The sequence below is a fragment of the Intrasporangium sp. genome, from assembly GCF_040414665.1.
Taxonomy (GTDB): Bacteria; Actinomycetota; Actinomycetes; order Actinomycetales; family Dermatophilaceae; genus Intrasporangium.
This window is the reverse complement of record NZ_JBEDUL010000033.1, coordinates 1-14,356: the sequence shown is the minus strand read 5'-3', so window position 1 is coordinate 14,356 and position 14,356 is coordinate 1. Positions and strand designations below refer to the sequence as shown.

Below are 14,356 nucleotides of genomic sequence, written 5' to 3'. Positions count from 1 at the left end.
ACAGTGAGGCGGCGACGGCGACTGAGGGCAGCGGCATACGGCAGCTGCTCCCGAGGTCACGGTCTGAGATCGGATGAGGAGCACCTTCTTGGCCGATGGGAGCTGAGCGGTGACACTGAGGTGTGGGGAGGCACGCCTGGATCGGCATCTCGCTGACGGCCCTGCTGGCCGTCGGCGCCTGCACGGGCGGTGGCGGAGAGGCCGCCGCCCCCAGCGCCGCGACCCGGACCACCGTCGCGACCCGGACCACCGTCGCGACGAGAGATACCGCCCCAACTCCCAGCGCCACGACAACCGCGGCACCCGACCCGGCATCGATGCAGGCCCTCATCGACAAGGACTACGACGGCCGCAACCTCAGGCTGGGCCGCGAGAGCGGCAGCACGAGCGCCTACCGGCAGTACTACGCGACGTACCAGGGCGACGGCCTGACCATCTCCGGCCGGATCAACGTCCCGCGCGGCCAGGGACCTTTCCCCGCCGTCGTGCTCGCCCACGGCTACGTCCCCCTCGAGGAGTACACGAACGGCGCGACCATGCTCCGCGAGCGTGACTACCTCGCACGGCAGGGCTACGTCACGCTCCACATCGACTACCGCAACCATGCCCAGTCGGGCGACGACCCGGAGAACGGTGCCAACCTTCGCGTCGGCTATGCGATCGACGCGATCAACGCTGGCCTGGCACTCCAGCAGTTCGCATCGGTGGACCCCGATCGCATCGGCATCGTGGGGCGGTCGATGGGGGGCGGCGTCGTCTACGAGGCAGTCGTCGCCAAGCCGGGACTCTTCAAGGCGGCCGTCGCCTACGCGCCGGTGAGCTCGGATGCCGTTGACAACTTCAACATGTGGGTGCGCCGCGACACCGACCGGCAGGGCGACGCCCGGAAGATCATCCAGCGCCTGGGGACGCCTGAACGGTCCCCCGAGACGTGGGCCCTGATGAGCCCCCGCACGTACTTCGACCGGATCACCGACCCGATCCTCATCCACCACGGCACCGCCGACGAGAGCTGCCCGATCGAGTGGTCCGAAGAGACCGTGGCCGCGCTCAAGAAGGCGGGCAAGCAGGTGACTTTCGACGTCTACGAGGGTCAGCGGCACACGTTCACGTCCCAGTGGCCGCTCTCGATCCGCCGGACCGAGGCCTTCCTCGACGCGAACCTCGGCGATTGACGCAAACCACGAACACACGGCCGTATGCCGCTGAGCGCACTCAGCGGCATACCGCTCAGTGGTCGTGTGGCCGGGTCAGAATCCGGCGACGTTGACGAGCGGTTCCTGGACGCCGTCCGGGTCGCCAGACCAGTCAAAGGTCCCCGCACCAATGAGCGCCGCCTTCACTGCAGCTGGTGAGGCGCCGCGATGGGTGGACAGGTAGAGCGCAGCCGCACCTGTGACGTGCGGGCTCGCCATCGAGGTGCCGGAGATGGACCGATAGCCCCCTCCGCGCCACGTCGACAGGACGCAGACGCCCGGGGCGGTGAGGTCGACGGCGTCACCGAAGTTGGAGAAGCCGGCGAAGGCGTCGTCGGTGCCGTACGCACACGTAGGTGGACCGAATCCGCCTGCCTCACCATCGAAGTCGGTGATCGCGGACACGGTGATGACCTCGGGATACCTCGCGGGCACGAAGCCCCCGGCATCGCTCCCGGAGTTGCCGGCCGAGACGACGTAGGTGACACCCGCGGCGACCGACCTGCAGATGGCCTCGCGCATCCCACCGTCGGTGCACGAACCCGCGCCACCAGGACCGCCGAGGCTCATGTTCGCGACCTCGATGGTCCCGGCGTGCGCCGTGACCCAGTCGATCCCGCAGATGACCGACGAGGTGAGGCCGTTGCCGTTGGAGTCGAAGACGCGCACCGCCCAGAGCCGGGCCCCGGGAGCGACGCCGACGACGCCGATCTTGTTGTCCCTGGCCGCTGCCGTGCCTGCGACGTGGGTGCCGTGGCCATTCAGGTCGTTGTAGCTCAGGTTGCCGGTGACGCAGTTGACGCCGCCGACGACGTTGAGGTCCCGATGCCCCGGGTCGATGCCCGTGTCGATGACGGCGATGTCGACGTCGACCGAGCCGCGCCCGTCGCCCGATGCGGCCGAGCTCCCGGTGCCTCCGATGCGCGCGATGCCAGCCGGAGCCGTTTGGGCTGTGATGTGCAGCTCCCGGTCGGGCACGACTGCCGCCACACGCGGGTCATTGGACACCGCCTTGAGAGCCGAAGGTGTGAGGCGAGCGGAGAAGCCCCGCAGCGCGTGCCGGTAGACGTGGCCGACCGCCGCGCCCTTGGAGCGGGCCAGGTCGGCAGCTGCCGGGGCCGGGTCGACACCGGGCCGGAGCGAGACGATGAAGGACGCCGCGGCGTCGGCAGGGCGGATGTATGTGCCGGCGGGTGTTGCGGCCGAGGCGGCCCAGCCGGTCACGGCGACAGTCGCGCCCACGGTCGAAGCGAGCAGGAGCGACATCAGCGAGCGGCGCTTGAACCCCATGGTTGTCCCCTATCCCCCGAGTTCGAGGCGTTCCCCTGCACGTGGGAGGCCCAGTCAGTAGCGTAGAGCGTGTGACCTGGGTCACGCGGCCCAACGGCTGAAACCGTACTCACGGCGCAGGGGCGCGACGTTGGGAACCGGCGCCTGGCGCCAGGACCAGAAGGGGAAGGTCGATGAAGGCTTCACGTCGGTTCCTGGCGGCTCTCGCAGCCGCCCTCACCTCGCTCGCAGTGATGGGATCGCCCGCGCTCGCGGCACCACCGAGCAATGACACCTATCCCGGAGCGGAGGCCATCGCTTCGTTCCCGTTCTCGACCAGTGAGAACACGACCGAGGCGACGACCGACGCCGACGACGCCGATCTCTCCACTGCAGGCGCGGACGTGTGCGGCGTCCCGCCGGCCATGGATGCGAGTGTCTGGTTCTCATTCACGCCGACCCAGGACAACGTCGTGTTTGCGGACGCGAGGGCGTCGGACTACGGCGCCGGCGTCTTCGTGGCCACCGGCGCGCCGGGAAGCTTCACCGTCCTCGACTGCGGCCCAGGCGGGGCCGTCTGGGATGCCGTCGCCAACGAGACCTACTACATCGTCGTCATCGACGACCAGACCGACGGCGCCGGCAACGGCGGTCAGATGGAGCTCACCCTCGACGTCGCACCACCGGCGCCGGCACTCGACGTGACCGTCAACACGACGGGCCGCTTCGACTCCAAGACCGGCGCCGCGATCATCTCCGGCACGATCCTGTGCGGCAGCGACGCCGAGTTCGCGTTCCTGGAGGCGCAGGTCACCCAGCGCGTGGGCCGGCTGCTCATCCGCGGCTTCAACGGGACCGAGGTCACCTGCGACGACACGGTCCGACCCTGGGAGCTCGAGGTGATCGGCGACAACGGCCTCTTCAAGGGCGGCAAGGCCATCAGCGCGACGCTGTCGGCTGCATGCGGCGCCGTCTTCTGCTCGGAGTACTTCGCCGAGAACCAGATCCAGCTCAAGGGCAAGAAGAACTGAGCCACTCGGGCAGGCGAGCCCGCCACGACGAACGAGCTGTATGCCGCTGAGTGCACTCAGCGGCATACCGCTCAGTGGTGCTACTGCTGGGTCGCGTACTCCGCGTCCGTCGGCCCGACCCACTCGACGAGCTGGTAGACGACCCCGTTGGGATCGGTCATCTGGAAGTATCGCTCGCCCCAGGGCTCCGTCTCGATGGGGGTGACGATCGTGACGCCCTCGCCTTCGAGGCGGGCGTACTCGGCGTCGATCTCGTCGACGGTGAAGACCACAAGGAGCCCGTCGGCGTGCCCAGCAGCGGAGGCCGGCTTGAAGGTCGGCAGACCGGTCGCGAGGTAGATGAGGTTGAAACCGGCCTTCGGGTGGCTGAGGGAGCAGAAGCCCTCGGCGGCCATCTCCTCGCTGAAGCCGAGATGAGTGGCCGCCCAGTCTGCCGAGGCGCGGACGTCTTTGACGTTGAGTGAGATCGCTGAGGCGGTGATCTTCATGGGGCTCCTGTCGTTACGGCGGACATAACACTGTACGTTGTATAACGTATGATGTACAACCATTGACGCGGGAGGATGGTTCCCTTGGCTGACACATCGACTGGCGCGGGGGACCCGAGCAGGACCCTCGCCCTCCTCTGGCGCGGTGGCCCCGTGGAGAACGGACGTGAAGGGCGGCGACGTGGGCCGAGTCGCAGCGTCAGCGTCGACGCCGTCGTCGACGCCGGGATCGCCCTCGCCGACGCCGAAGGTCTCGCGGGCGTGACGATGCGGGCCGTCGCACAGCGCGTCGGCGTCTCGACCATGTCCGTCTACACCTACGTCCCGGGGAAGGCCGAGCTCCTCGATCTCATGGTGGACCGCCTCTACCTCCAGCTACCGCGACCCGTATGGCGCATCCGGACGTGGCGGCGCCGGCTCGAGCGCGTCGCCGAGACGAACCGAGCCCTGTTCGCCGAGCACGGCTGGCTCACGGAGGTCGCCGTCCTCAGCCGGCCCCCGCTCGGGCCGGGCCTCATGGCGAAGTACGAGCACGAGCTGGCGGCACTCGACGGCACCGGACTGGACGACGTGACGGCGGACGCGGCGCTCGCCCATCTCCTGGGCTTCGTCCAGGGACATGCCCGGGCTGCCCACGACGCGGCCCGCACGACAAGGGACACGGCGATGTCGGACGCGGCATGGTGGGCCGCGAACCAGCCCCTCCTCGAACGGGTGCTCGACCCCGCCGCCTATCCCCGGGCAGTCCGCGTCGGGGCGGCGGCCGGCGCGGCTCAAGGTTCGTCGTGGAGTGCGGAGCACGCCTGGCGGTTCGGGCTGGCGCGGACGCTGGACGGTCTCGCGTCGATCATCGACGACTGAGCCGCGCCCGCGTGGTCGAATTGCCCGGGTGTCGCGCCGCCTGTGGGTGACGTCGGTCATGATGTCGAGACCATGACTCGGTGGACCCCCCAACAGGTCGCCGCGCTGGCCCCCGATGCCTCCTCGGTCGCGGCCGCGCGCAGGCTCGCGCGCCCCGGTCCCTGGTCGGACACAGGGTCGACCGACACCCTCGTGTGGGGCAAGTGCCAAGGCTCGGGCAAGACGCCCTACCAGGTGAGCATTGATCTCACCGAGCCCGCCTTCCGGTGCACCTGCCCGAGCCGGAAGTTTCCCTGCAAGCATGGCCTGGCCCTGCTCATGCTCTGGGTCGAGGGCTCCGGCTCCGTCAGGGACGCCGCCGAGGCGGCCGGTTTCGCCGCCGAGTGGGCGGCGGAGCGCGCGGCACGCGCAGCCAGCAGTTCGGCGGCGGGGGCAGCGCGAGCGGGCCGAGCACCGGACCCGACAGCGCAGGCCAAGCGGCTGGAGGAGCGGCTCGCCCTGATGACATCAGGCATCGACGACTTCGCGCGGTGGCTCGGCGACCTCGCCCGGGGTGGCACGGCGTCGGTTCGCTCCCAGCCCTACGCCTGGTGGGACACGACCGCCGCCCGGCTCGTCGACGCGCAGTTGCCCGGTCTGGCCGACCAGGTCCGGTCGATGGCGTCCGATGTCGCCACCCGCCCGGACTGGCCGGACCACCTCCTCGCCGCCATGGGCCGGTGGTGGACGGTGACGCGGGCCTGGTCGCAAAGAGCTGCTGCGGACGACGACGCTGCGGGCGACCTGCGCACCGTCCTGGGCTGGTCGGTCCCGACGGAGTCGGTGCGGCAGCGTGAGGCCCTCACCGACCGGTGGACCGTCCTCGGGGCGCATCGCACGGACGACGGCCGGCTCCAGCAGCAGCGCACGTGGTTGCGTGGGGAGGCCTCCGGCGAGACCGTCCAGGTGCTGGACTTCGCGGCCGGTGGACAGGTGCTGCCGATGGCCCGGGTCGTCGGTTCGGTCCTCGACGCGACCCTCGCCCGATATCCCGGCAAGGCCGTGCACCGGGCCCTCTTCGTCGACGAGCCCGTCGTGACGGACGCGAGGGCTGGTCTCGCGGACGTCGCCTCGGTCGATGCCGCCCACGCGAAGGCCGCCGCCACGTGGGCCGTCAACCCGTGGGCGTGGCGCGTGCCGGTCGCCCTCGCGCACGTCCGGGCGACGATCCTCGAGGGTGCGGCGGGCGCTCTCGTGGACGAGGTGGGCGATGCCCTGCGGCTGACGGAGGACAGCCCGGTGTGGCCGCTGCTGGCCCTGACCGGCGGACACCCGACCGACCTCTTCGCCGAGCTCGAGGGCCAGCGGGCCAGACCGCTGTCCGCGGTTGTTGACGGGGAGCTGGTGGCCCTATGAGCGAGCAGCCGTTCGCGGACTGGTGGCATGACCTCGGCTCCGTCGCGCTCCTGGGCACGGCCCGGCGTCCGGTGCCGGCACTGCCCCCCTTGGGACTGTTCTCCGTTGCCCTGGATCCCGAAGCACGGTCGGAGGAGGCGTTGCTCAGCTCGGCGGCCCTCGGAGCGGCAGCGCTCCGGGCCGGTCGACGACCGGAACGCCTGACCCCCAGGGCGCCGGCTACCGCGGATGAACGGCCCGCCGCCGGGCGGCTCGCGGTCCAGCTCCTCGAGCTCGTCCTGACCCATCCGCCGGCCGGTGCGCAGCAGCGCGACGGTCTTGTGCTGCACTGGCTCGGCGCCGCCGCGGCTGCCGGGCGCCGGGTGCCGCACTCGCTGCTGCCCACGGTCCTCGACCTCGCGACCGCGTCCAGGCGGCTCCGCGGCCCGGCCGCTGCAGTGCTCGACCGCCGGGGCGAGTGGCTCGCCGCTCAGCGGCCGGACTGGTCCTGGGTTCCCGACGCGCTGTCGGGGGCGGTCGCGCGGTCCACGGCCGCAGAGCACACGGAGGTCGACTGGGCGCGCTTGCCCTCAGCGGAGCGGCTCCCGGTCCTGGCGGTCCTGCGCGCAGACGACCCCGCCCGGGCCCGGAGCCTCGTCGAGTCGACATGGCGGTCCGACAGCGCGCGGGACCGGGCGGCCCACGTGGGCGCCCTCCAGGTCGGTCTCGGACCCGAGGACGAGCCGCTGCTCGAGCGGGCGCTCGACGATCGGGCTGCGTCGGTCCGTGAAGCCGCGGCCAGGCTCCTCGACGGGCTCCCCGGCTCGGGCCGCGCCGGGCGGATGGCCGAACGGCTCCGGCCCCTCATCCAGCCGAGGGGCGTCCTCAAGCGCACCCTCGAGCTGGCCCTGCCCGACCCGCCTGACGCGGCCGGTGTGCGGGACGGGCTCGGCAAGCCACCCGGCCGTCGGTCGGTCCGAGGCTGGTGGCTCGAGCGCATCGCCGCCGGTGCGCCCCTCGGCGTCTGGACCGCGGCCACGGGATGGGACCCGGCCACGACGGTGAGCCGGCTGTCCGACGAGGACGCACTCAGCGGCATACGGCAAGCAGTCCGCCTGCGGCGAGACCCCGTATGGGCAGCCGCGGTCCTCACGCGCGTGTGGGATCCGGAGCTCGTCCCGGCGTTGCCGGCCCCCGAGCGAGAGGCCGTCGTGCTGGCCCGGTTCGCGACCGACACGAGCCCGTCGGTCGCCGCTCTCCTCGCAGCGGTGCCCCCGCCGTGGTCGGCCGAGTTCAGCCTCGCCGTGCTCGCCCGGCTCGGCACGCTGAGGGCACCGGCCGTCCAGCTGCCGCAGGCCATGCCGCAGCTGCTGTCGGGCCTGCACCGGGATGCCCTTCCGGCCCTCGAGGCGTGGCTCGCGCGGGCTCGCAACGAATCCTCCGTCGCCACCCACCTGCGCAACCTGCTCCAGTTCCACTCCGTCAAGCGATCGATCAGCGAGGCCTTCGGATGAGTGAATCCCCCACGACAACGGTTCTGCGCGCTCACGCCGAGGACGCCAACTCCGCCGAGCTCGCCGCGCTCGCGTCCGTGGACGATCGGCCGCGACCACCACGGTGGCGGCTGTCCCCGTGGGCGGTCACGACCTACCTGCTCGGCGGGCGGCTCGACGACGGCACCGAGATCACGCCGAAGTACCTCGGGTCGCGCCGACTCATGGAGGTGGCGGTGGCGTCCCTCGCCACGGACCGCGCGCTCCTGCTCCTGGGCATTCCGGGCACGGCGAAGACCTGGGTCAGCGAGCACCTCGCCGCGGCCATCAGCGGTGACTCGACCCTCGTCGTGCAGGGCACGGCTGGGACGCCGGAGGAGGCGCTGCGGTACGGGTGGAACTATGCCCGGCTGCTGGCCGAGGGGCCGACGCGGGCAGCGCTCGTGCCGAGCCCGGTGATGCGCGCCATGGACCTGGGCTCGCTCGTGCGGATCGAGGAGCTGACCCGGATCCCCGCCGACGTGCAGGACGCGCTCATCACGATCCTCTCGGAGAAGCACCTGCCCATCCCCGAGCTCGACGAGGAGGTGATGGCGCAGAAGGGCTTCAACGTCATCGCGACGGCGAACAACCGCGACAAGGGGGTCAACGACCTCTCATCGGCGCTCAAGCGACGGTTCAACACCGTCGTGCTGCCCCTGCCCGACACACTCGACCAGGAGGTCGAGATCGTCCGGACCCGCGTCGCCGCCCTGGGCCGCAGCCTCGAGCTCCCGGAGGGTTTGGAGTCGCTCGCGGAGATCCAGCGCGTCGTCACGGTCTTCCGCGAGCTCCGCTCCGGCGTCACCGCAGACCAGCGCACCACCGTCAAGTCACCCTCCGCGACCCTGTCGACTGCGGAGGCGATCTCGGTCATGACCAATGGCGCAGCCCTGGCGGCGCACTTCGGTGACGGCGTCGTGCGAGCCGACGACGTGGCCGCCGGACTGGTCGGCGCCATCGTCAAGGATCCGGTCCAGGACCGGATCGTCTGGCAGGAGTACCTGGAGACCGTGGTCAAGGACCGGCGCGAGTGGTCCGACCTCTACCGGGCGTGTCGCGAGCTGGCATGACGGTCGAAGTCCTCGGGGTGCGGCACCATGGCCCGGGCTCGGCCCGGTCGGTGCTCAGCGCACTGGAGGAGCTCGCCCCCGACCGAATCGTCATCGAGGGGCCACCCGAGCTCGATGCCCTGATCCCGCTCGCCGGTGACCCCGCCCTCGTCCCACCCGTTGCGGCTCTCGTCTATGTGGCGGACACACCTCGGTTGTCGTCCTTCTATCCCTTCGCGGTCTTCTCCCCCGAGTGGGTCGCGCTGCGGTGGGCCATCGAGCGGGGGGTCACGGTGGGCTTCGCCGACCTCCCTGCGAGCCACGCGCTGGCGCTGTGGCCCGAGCCGGGTGCGGACCGGGCCGGTCGGGCGGACCCGGTGGTCGATCCGCTGACGCTGCTGTCGAGGACCGCCGGCTACGACGATCCCGAGCGGTGGTGGGAGGACGTCATCGAGCACCGGAGGTCATCGAGCCTCGAGCAGTTCCGGCAGCTGGCGACGGCGATGGCCGAGGTCCGGGCCTCCGACGGGCGCGAGGACGACCTCGAGAACGCGCGGCGCGAGGCCGCCATGCGCAAGGTCATCCGCAGGGCACAACGGGAGGGTGCCGAGCGCATCGCGGTCGTCTGCGGGGCGTACCACGCGCCCGCGCTCGACCCGTCGCTCTTCCCCACGGTCAGCAGCGACAACGCGCTGCTGGCCAAGCTGCCCAGGGTCAAGGTCGCGGCGACCTGGGTCCCGTGGTCGGCGGCCAAGCTCGCCTACACCTCCGGCTACGGGGCCGGCGTGCGCTCGCCGGGCTGGTACGGGCACCTGTTCATCACGCCGGAGGAGTCCGTCGTGCCTTCCTGGTTCGTCCGGGTGGCGCACGCCCTGCGCGACGAGCGACTCGACGCCTCGACCGCATCAGTCGTCGAGGCCACCCGGCTCGCGGAAGCCCTGGCCGCCGTCCGGGGCCGGCCCTCGGTCGGGCTCAGCGAGCTGACCGATGCCACGCGGGCCACCCTCACCGAGGGCTCGGACCTGCCTCTCCAGCTCATCGACCGCACCCTCGTCGTCGGCGAGGAGCTGGGTCAGGTCCCCGAGTCGACGCCGATGGTGCCGCTCGCGGCGGACCTGGCGCGCCAACAGCGGTCGCTGCGGCTCAAACCCAGCACCACGGCGACGGTCGTCGAACTCGACCTCAGGCGGGGGCCGCAACTGGCCCGATCCGTCCTGCTCCATCGGCTGACGCTCCTCGGGATCGGCTGGGGTGAGCGCGTCGACACCGGCCGCACCACCGGCACCTTCAAGGAGGCCTGGCAGCTCGAGTGGTATCCCGAGCTCGCCGTGGCTGTGATCGAGGCGAGCCTGCACGGCAACACCGTCTCCTCGGCGACGGAGGCCAAGGTCGCCGAGCTGGCTGAGCAGTCGACTGATCTCGCCGCCCTGGGACGGCTCATCGAGCAGTGCCTCCTCGCGGACCTCCCCACCGCACTCCGTTCCGTCGTGGCCACACTCGCCGATCGGACGGCCCGCCAGCACGACACCGTGGCCCTGCTCGGCACCGTCGAGCCGCTGGCGCGCACATGCCGCTATGGCGACGTCCGCGAAGTCGACGTCGCGGAGGTCGCTCACGTCCTCGCCACCGTCGTCGTCCGGGCGTCTGTCGGGCTGCGTGCCGCCTGCGCCAGCCTCGACGACGACGGTGCCGATGCGATGCGGACCGCGATCGAGGCGGCTCACCGCGGTGTGGCGCTCATGGACGACCCGCAGCTGCGCAGGCCGTGGCACCAGGCCCTGGCCGAGGTCGCCGCCGACGACCGGATCCATGGGGCCGTGTCCGGGCGGGCCAACCGGCTGCTCCTCGACGTCGGCGAGATCGACCAGACGACAGCGGCGAGGCGCCTGTCGAGACATCTCTCCCACGCGGTGCCAGGGCCCACAGCGGCATCGTGGCTCGACGGCTTCCTCGCCGGCGAGGCCCTCCTGCTGCTGCACAACGACGAGCTGCTCGCGATCGTCGACGAGTGGCTCGCCTCGGTTGCCGACGAGGCGTTCGAGGACCTCCTGCCGCTCGTGCGACGGACCTTCTCCCGGTACCAGCCGAGCGAGCGCCGCCAGATCGGCGCCCACCTCACGTCGCTGCGCAGCGGGCACCGAGCTCGGCCAGCGCAGTCACAGGACCTCGACCCCGAGCGCGCCGCCCCGGCCGTCGCAGCAGTCGCCCGACTCCTTGGCCTGGAGGTGACGCGTGACCGATCAGCGTGACCGGCTCACCCGCTGGCGGCTCGTGCTCGGCGGTGACGCCGCAGACGGGATCGGCGAGGCCGCGAGCCTGGGTGCAGACGACCTGCGTCGCGACGAGGCGCTCCGTCAGCTCTACGACGGCGAGCGCCGTGGCGGCCTCGGCGCCTCGGCGCCCCGGGTCGCGCGCTGGCTCGGCGACATCCGCGGCTACTTCCCCTCCTCGGTCGTCCAGGTGATGCAGGCCGACGCGATGGACCGGCTGGGCCTGACCCAGCTGCTCCTCGAGCCCGAGCTTCTCGAGGCGGTCCAGCCGGACATCAACCTCGTGACCACCCTCGTCGGCCTCGGCCGGGTCATCCCGGAGCGGTCCAGGGCGACGGCGCGCGCCGTCGTCCGCACGGTCACCGACGAGCTGGAGGAGCGGCTCCGAGCCGAGACGGTCCAGGCCGTCACCGGGGCCCTGAACCGAGCAGCGCGGACCCGTCGGCCGCGGCAGTCCGACATCGACTGGAACCGGACCATCGCCGCCAATCTCAAGCACTATCAACCCGAACACAGAACGGTCATCCCGGAGCGGCTGGTCGGCCACGCCCGGCGCGCCCAGCGCGTCGAGCGCCACATCATCCTGTGCATCGACCAGTCGGGCTCGATGGCGGAGTCCGTCGTCTACTCGAGCGTGTTCGGTGCCGTGCTTGCCTCGCTCCGATCCGTCTCCACCCGGCTGGTCGTCTTCGACACCCAGGTCGTCGACCTGACCGAGGAGCTCGATGACCCGGTGGACGTGCTCTTCGGCGTCCAGCTGGGCGGCGGGACCGACATCAACCAGGCACTGGCCTACTGCGAGGGCCTGATCACCGCCCCGAACGAGACCATCCTCGTGCTCATCAGCGACCTCTATGAGGGCGGGATCGCCGAAGAGATGCTGCGAAGGGCCGCGGCCATCACTGGTGCCGGAGCGACCATGATCGCCCTGCTCGCATTGAGCGACTCCGGTAGGCCCAGCTACGACGCGGACCATGCGGCGGCCCTTGCCGCTGTCGGGGTGCCGGCCTTCGCCTGCACTCCGGACCAGTTCCCGGACCTCATGGCCACCGCCATCGAACGCCGGGACATCGCAGTCTGGGCGGCAGCCAACGACATCGTGACGGCACATGGTGACGAGGACTGAGCGCCAGTCCACTTGGCAAGGGCGCGGTTCAGCTCTCGCCGATCTGGCGGACCACGTCCTGCGGCTGAAGATGGTCTGGCAGGGAGATGTGCAGCTGCGTCACCGCAACGGCACTCGGCACTCGAACCGCAGAGATGACCTGGTCGTCGACCCTCAGCACGAGGCGTCCGCTCTCCCCCTTGTCGGCCGCCTGTCTGGAGGCCTCGAGAAACGCCGCCGCGCCCGCAGCGTCGAAAACCACCTCGACGGCGGCGCTGCCGTCCGCAGCGGGCGTGGCCGTGGTGACCCCAACCCGGGTGAACTCGGATGGGGCAACGACGACGTGCTCGTCGCCGACTGCTTGGCACTCGGCCACGGAACCCGGCGTACACGTCTGTGAGGCGGCGAGGTGCACGGCGCCGCCGGGGTCTGAGGGCGACGCGGTCAGCTCGCCCGGGTCGCCGGCAGGCGCTTGTCCGCACGCTCCCAAGGCAAGGAGCACGCCGGCCATCCCGACGTGACGCGATCGAATGCCCACACCCACCCCTAGGAGACGTCGCGCAGTTTCCCGCTCTTGGCGAGGCTCGGATCGGTGCACGAGGCCAGGTCGAAGCAGCACGGACGCCGTTTCCCGCTGGCCAGCTTCGACAGGCTCACCTCAACCCGTCGGTGCCGTGTCTGGGGGTTGCTCGTCGCCTGGACCCAGCGGACCCACTCCCAGCGCGCCATCGGCGTGATGTCCTCCCACGCATCGCGGATCTCCGAGGCTGCTTCGCCCAGGGCCGTCGCGAGGTCGTCGGGGACCTCTGGCTCGGGCCACTCGGAAGCCACCTGAAGGGTGACCTCGGCACTGTCGCCCGGTCGGACTCCGGCGACCTCTTGGAGGCCGTGGTCGACGCGGATCCAGTGGCCACGTCGGCCGTCCGGCTCGACGACCGTCTCGAAGTGATGCCCGCCGATCGATGCGCGCACAGCCACCTGGCCACGCGATGGGAGCTGTTCGCTGGCCTCGTCCGGCAAGCGCACGAGGGTCGTGCCCTCGATGGTGGACAGCTCCGCGACGAAGCTGATCGTCGTCAGCTCAGTCGAGCGGGTGCGGGGTGGCATGCCCAGACCTCCATAGGTGCCGTCACTCAGTGCCTCTGGGGTCGACCCTAGCCACCTCGATGTCGAGATGGAGGCGCAGCCCCGGGCCGAGCTCGGTCGCGACCTGCTCGCTCCCGACGAACCCAACGGCCGCGTAGAAGGCGGCCGCGTGCGGGTTGGCCGTCACCCACAGGCGCCGGTGCCCGGACAGGTGTCCCGCACGAACGGCGTCCTCGATGAGTCGCCTTGCGACACCTCGCCGTTGCCACGGGGGATCGACGAAGGCGTCTTCGAGCTCAGGCTCGCCGCCCTGTCCCATGACTACCGTGACGAAGCCAAGAATCGCTGCCCTGCCCTGTCCGCCGGCCACCGCTACACGGGTGCGGCCCTGGGCGACCCCCTCGCCCGTGAAGTGGAGGAACTCGGGCCGGGCCAGCAACTGCGGTGCGTCCCCGGCATTGGACAAGGACGCAGACCGGAAGACCCGCTGCAGCTCGGGCAGATCCGCTGGGACGGCAGTGCGGATGGTGATGACCGGGTCTTCGGCGCCGCTCAGCCGGGGCACACCCATCCCCCGACGCGCTCGGAAAGGGGGCGACTGCACTGGTCCTCCGGCAGTGAGCGACTCATTGCAGCCGCCAGGAAAGCCGCGAGCACCACGGAGATGACGACACCAATTACCTTTGCCCGGCGCGGGATCCGCATCATCGGTCCAGTGAGTCTTTGGACTGGCTCAGGCGTGACCGCTGAGCTGGGCGAGGCGGGCCGCCAGGGCATCCACCATGGCGCCGGCGCGCTTGGCTGGCATGGGCGACTTGCGATCGCCGCCCTGGCTGGACACCGGGAGCACGTCCACCGAGAGCTTCGCGCCGCCTGCCAAGGACCGCAGGGCGTCGACCTTGTCACCGAAGGGCGAGCCACTTCCCGGCGAGTAGTACCGCACGACCTCGTCAACGGCATCGGGGTACAGGTCGGTCTTGGTCACGGCGATGACGAGCCAGATCGGCTTGTGACGGCGTACCGCCAGCGAGGCGATCCGGTGCGCGGTGATCGTCCAGTCCTCGAGCTCGGCGGCGAGCTGGTCCTCGCGGG

Annotated in this window: 13 protein-coding genes and 1 pseudogene; 8 read left to right on the top strand and 6 right to left on the bottom strand. The window is 71.1% G+C overall.

What is annotated here, in order from left to right; translation table 11 throughout:
* Positions 1 to 122: 122 nt before the first annotated feature.
* A complete protein-coding gene (locus tag ABF401_RS03885) occupies positions 123 to 1,175 on the top strand; it encodes an alpha/beta hydrolase family protein (RefSeq protein ID WP_353508226.1) in 1,053 nt (350 codons plus the stop codon).
* Positions 1,176 to 1,250: 75 nt separating this feature from the next.
* Here the strand turns inward: ABF401_RS03885 and ABF401_RS03880 are convergent, their stop codons facing one another.
* Positions 1,251 to 2,486, bottom strand: coding sequence for a S8 family peptidase (locus ABF401_RS03880; RefSeq protein ID WP_353508225.1), 1,236 nt, complete (start codon positions 2,484 to 2,486; stop codon positions 1,251 to 1,253).
* A 173-nt stretch (positions 2,487 to 2,659) separates the two neighbouring features.
* Between ABF401_RS03880 and ABF401_RS03875 the strand changes: the two genes are divergently transcribed.
* Complete coding sequence (locus ABF401_RS03875) at positions 2,660 to 3,496, top strand: hypothetical protein (protein WP_353508224.1); 837 nt, start codon at positions 2,660 to 2,662, stop codon at positions 3,494 to 3,496.
* A gap of 80 nt (positions 3,497 to 3,576) precedes the next feature.
* On the opposite strand, the gene ABF401_RS03870 is transcribed toward ABF401_RS03875, so the two are convergent.
* Positions 3,577 to 3,984: a VOC family protein gene (locus ABF401_RS03870; RefSeq protein ID WP_353508223.1), complete on the bottom strand. Its 408-nt coding sequence runs from the start codon at positions 3,982 to 3,984 to the stop codon at positions 3,577 to 3,579.
* 84 nt (positions 3,985 to 4,068) lie between these two features.
* Here ABF401_RS03870 and ABF401_RS03865 point away from each other — a divergent pair, with 84 nt between their 5' ends.
* The 6 genes from ABF401_RS03865 (at position 4,069) to ABF401_RS03840 (ending at position 12,199) form a co-directional block, all read left to right on the top strand.
* On the top strand, positions 4,069 to 4,845 hold the full coding sequence (locus ABF401_RS03865) for a TetR/AcrR family transcriptional regulator (RefSeq protein WP_353508222.1): 777 nt from the start codon (positions 4,069 to 4,071) through the stop codon (positions 4,843 to 4,845).
* A gap of 72 nt (positions 4,846 to 4,917) precedes the next feature.
* The gene (locus ABF401_RS03860; RefSeq protein ID WP_353508221.1) at positions 4,918 to 6,240 is read left to right on the top strand and encodes an SWIM zinc finger family protein; all 1,323 of its coding nucleotides are present in this window, start codon (positions 4,918 to 4,920) and stop codon (positions 6,238 to 6,240) included.
* Positions 6,237 to 7,733 (top strand): DUF5691 domain-containing protein, encoded by a 1,497-nt coding sequence (locus ABF401_RS03855; RefSeq protein WP_353508220.1) that lies wholly within the window; start codon positions 6,237 to 6,239, stop codon positions 7,731 to 7,733. The genes ABF401_RS03860 and ABF401_RS03855 overlap by 4 nt, the downstream gene beginning before the upstream one ends.
* Positions 7,730 to 8,824, top strand: coding sequence for an ATP-binding protein (locus ABF401_RS03850; RefSeq protein ID WP_353508219.1), 1,095 nt, complete (start codon positions 7,730 to 7,732; stop codon positions 8,822 to 8,824). Before ABF401_RS03855 ends, ABF401_RS03850 begins: the two co-directional genes overlap by 4 nt.
* On the top strand, positions 8,821 to 11,052 hold the full coding sequence (locus tag ABF401_RS03845; RefSeq protein WP_353508218.1) for a DUF5682 family protein: 2,232 nt from the start codon (positions 8,821 to 8,823) through the stop codon (positions 11,050 to 11,052). The genes ABF401_RS03850 and ABF401_RS03845 overlap by 4 nt, the downstream gene beginning before the upstream one ends.
* Positions 11,036 to 12,199 carry a VWA domain-containing protein gene (locus tag ABF401_RS03840; RefSeq protein ID WP_353508217.1) on the top strand — a complete coding sequence of 388 codons (1,164 nt, stop codon included), beginning with the start codon at positions 11,036 to 11,038 and terminating at the stop codon, positions 12,197 to 12,199. The genes ABF401_RS03845 and ABF401_RS03840 overlap by 17 nt, the downstream gene beginning before the upstream one ends.
* A gap of 28 nt (positions 12,200 to 12,227) precedes the next feature.
* Here ABF401_RS03840 and ABF401_RS03835 read toward each other — a convergent pair whose 3' ends face one another.
* The 4 genes and pseudogenes from ABF401_RS03835 to ABF401_RS03820 form a co-directional block, all read right to left on the bottom strand.
* Positions 12,228 to 12,716 carry a hypothetical protein gene (locus tag ABF401_RS03835; RefSeq protein WP_353508216.1) on the bottom strand — a complete coding sequence of 163 codons (489 nt, stop codon included), beginning with the start codon at positions 12,714 to 12,716 and terminating at the stop codon, positions 12,228 to 12,230.
* 8 nt (positions 12,717 to 12,724) lie between these two features.
* Complete coding sequence (locus tag ABF401_RS03830) at positions 12,725 to 13,285, bottom strand: YdeI/OmpD-associated family protein (RefSeq protein WP_353508215.1); 561 nt, start codon at positions 13,283 to 13,285, stop codon at positions 12,725 to 12,727.
* 22 nt (positions 13,286 to 13,307) lie between these two features.
* Positions 13,308 to 13,829, bottom strand: a complete 522-nt coding sequence (locus ABF401_RS03825; RefSeq protein WP_353508214.1) for a GNAT family N-acetyltransferase — start codon at positions 13,827 to 13,829, stop codon at positions 13,308 to 13,310.
* Between the two features lie 168 nt (positions 13,830 to 13,997).
* Positions 13,998 to 14,356 (bottom strand): annotated as a pseudogene (locus ABF401_RS03820) (hypothetical protein); the annotation flags it as partial.

Excerpts from the sequence above, each read along its gene's own strand:
- ABF401_RS03880 (WP_353508225.1), bottom strand. The coding sequence starts at position 2,486 with ATGGGGTTCAAGCGCCGCTCGCTGATGTCGCTCCTGCTCGCTTCGACC.
- ABF401_RS03875 (WP_353508224.1), top strand. The coding sequence starts at position 2,660 with ATGAAGGCTTCACGTCGGTTCCTGGCGGCTCTCGCAGCCGCCCTCACC.
- ABF401_RS03870 (WP_353508223.1), bottom strand. The coding sequence starts at position 3,984 with ATGAAGATCACCGCCTCAGCGATCTCACTCAACGTCAAAGACGTCCGC.
- ABF401_RS03860 (WP_353508221.1), top strand. The coding sequence starts at position 4,918 with ATGACTCGGTGGACCCCCCAACAGGTCGCCGCGCTGGCCCCCGATGCC.
- ABF401_RS03855 (WP_353508220.1), top strand. The coding sequence starts at position 6,237 with ATGAGCGAGCAGCCGTTCGCGGACTGGTGGCATGACCTCGGCTCCGTC.
- ABF401_RS03850 (WP_353508219.1), top strand. The coding sequence starts at position 7,730 with ATGAGTGAATCCCCCACGACAACGGTTCTGCGCGCTCACGCCGAGGAC.
- ABF401_RS03845 (WP_353508218.1), top strand. The coding sequence starts at position 8,821 with ATGACGGTCGAAGTCCTCGGGGTGCGGCACCATGGCCCGGGCTCGGCC.
- ABF401_RS03830 (WP_353508215.1), bottom strand. The coding sequence starts at position 13,285 with ATGCCACCCCGCACCCGCTCGACTGAGCTGACGACGATCAGCTTCGTC.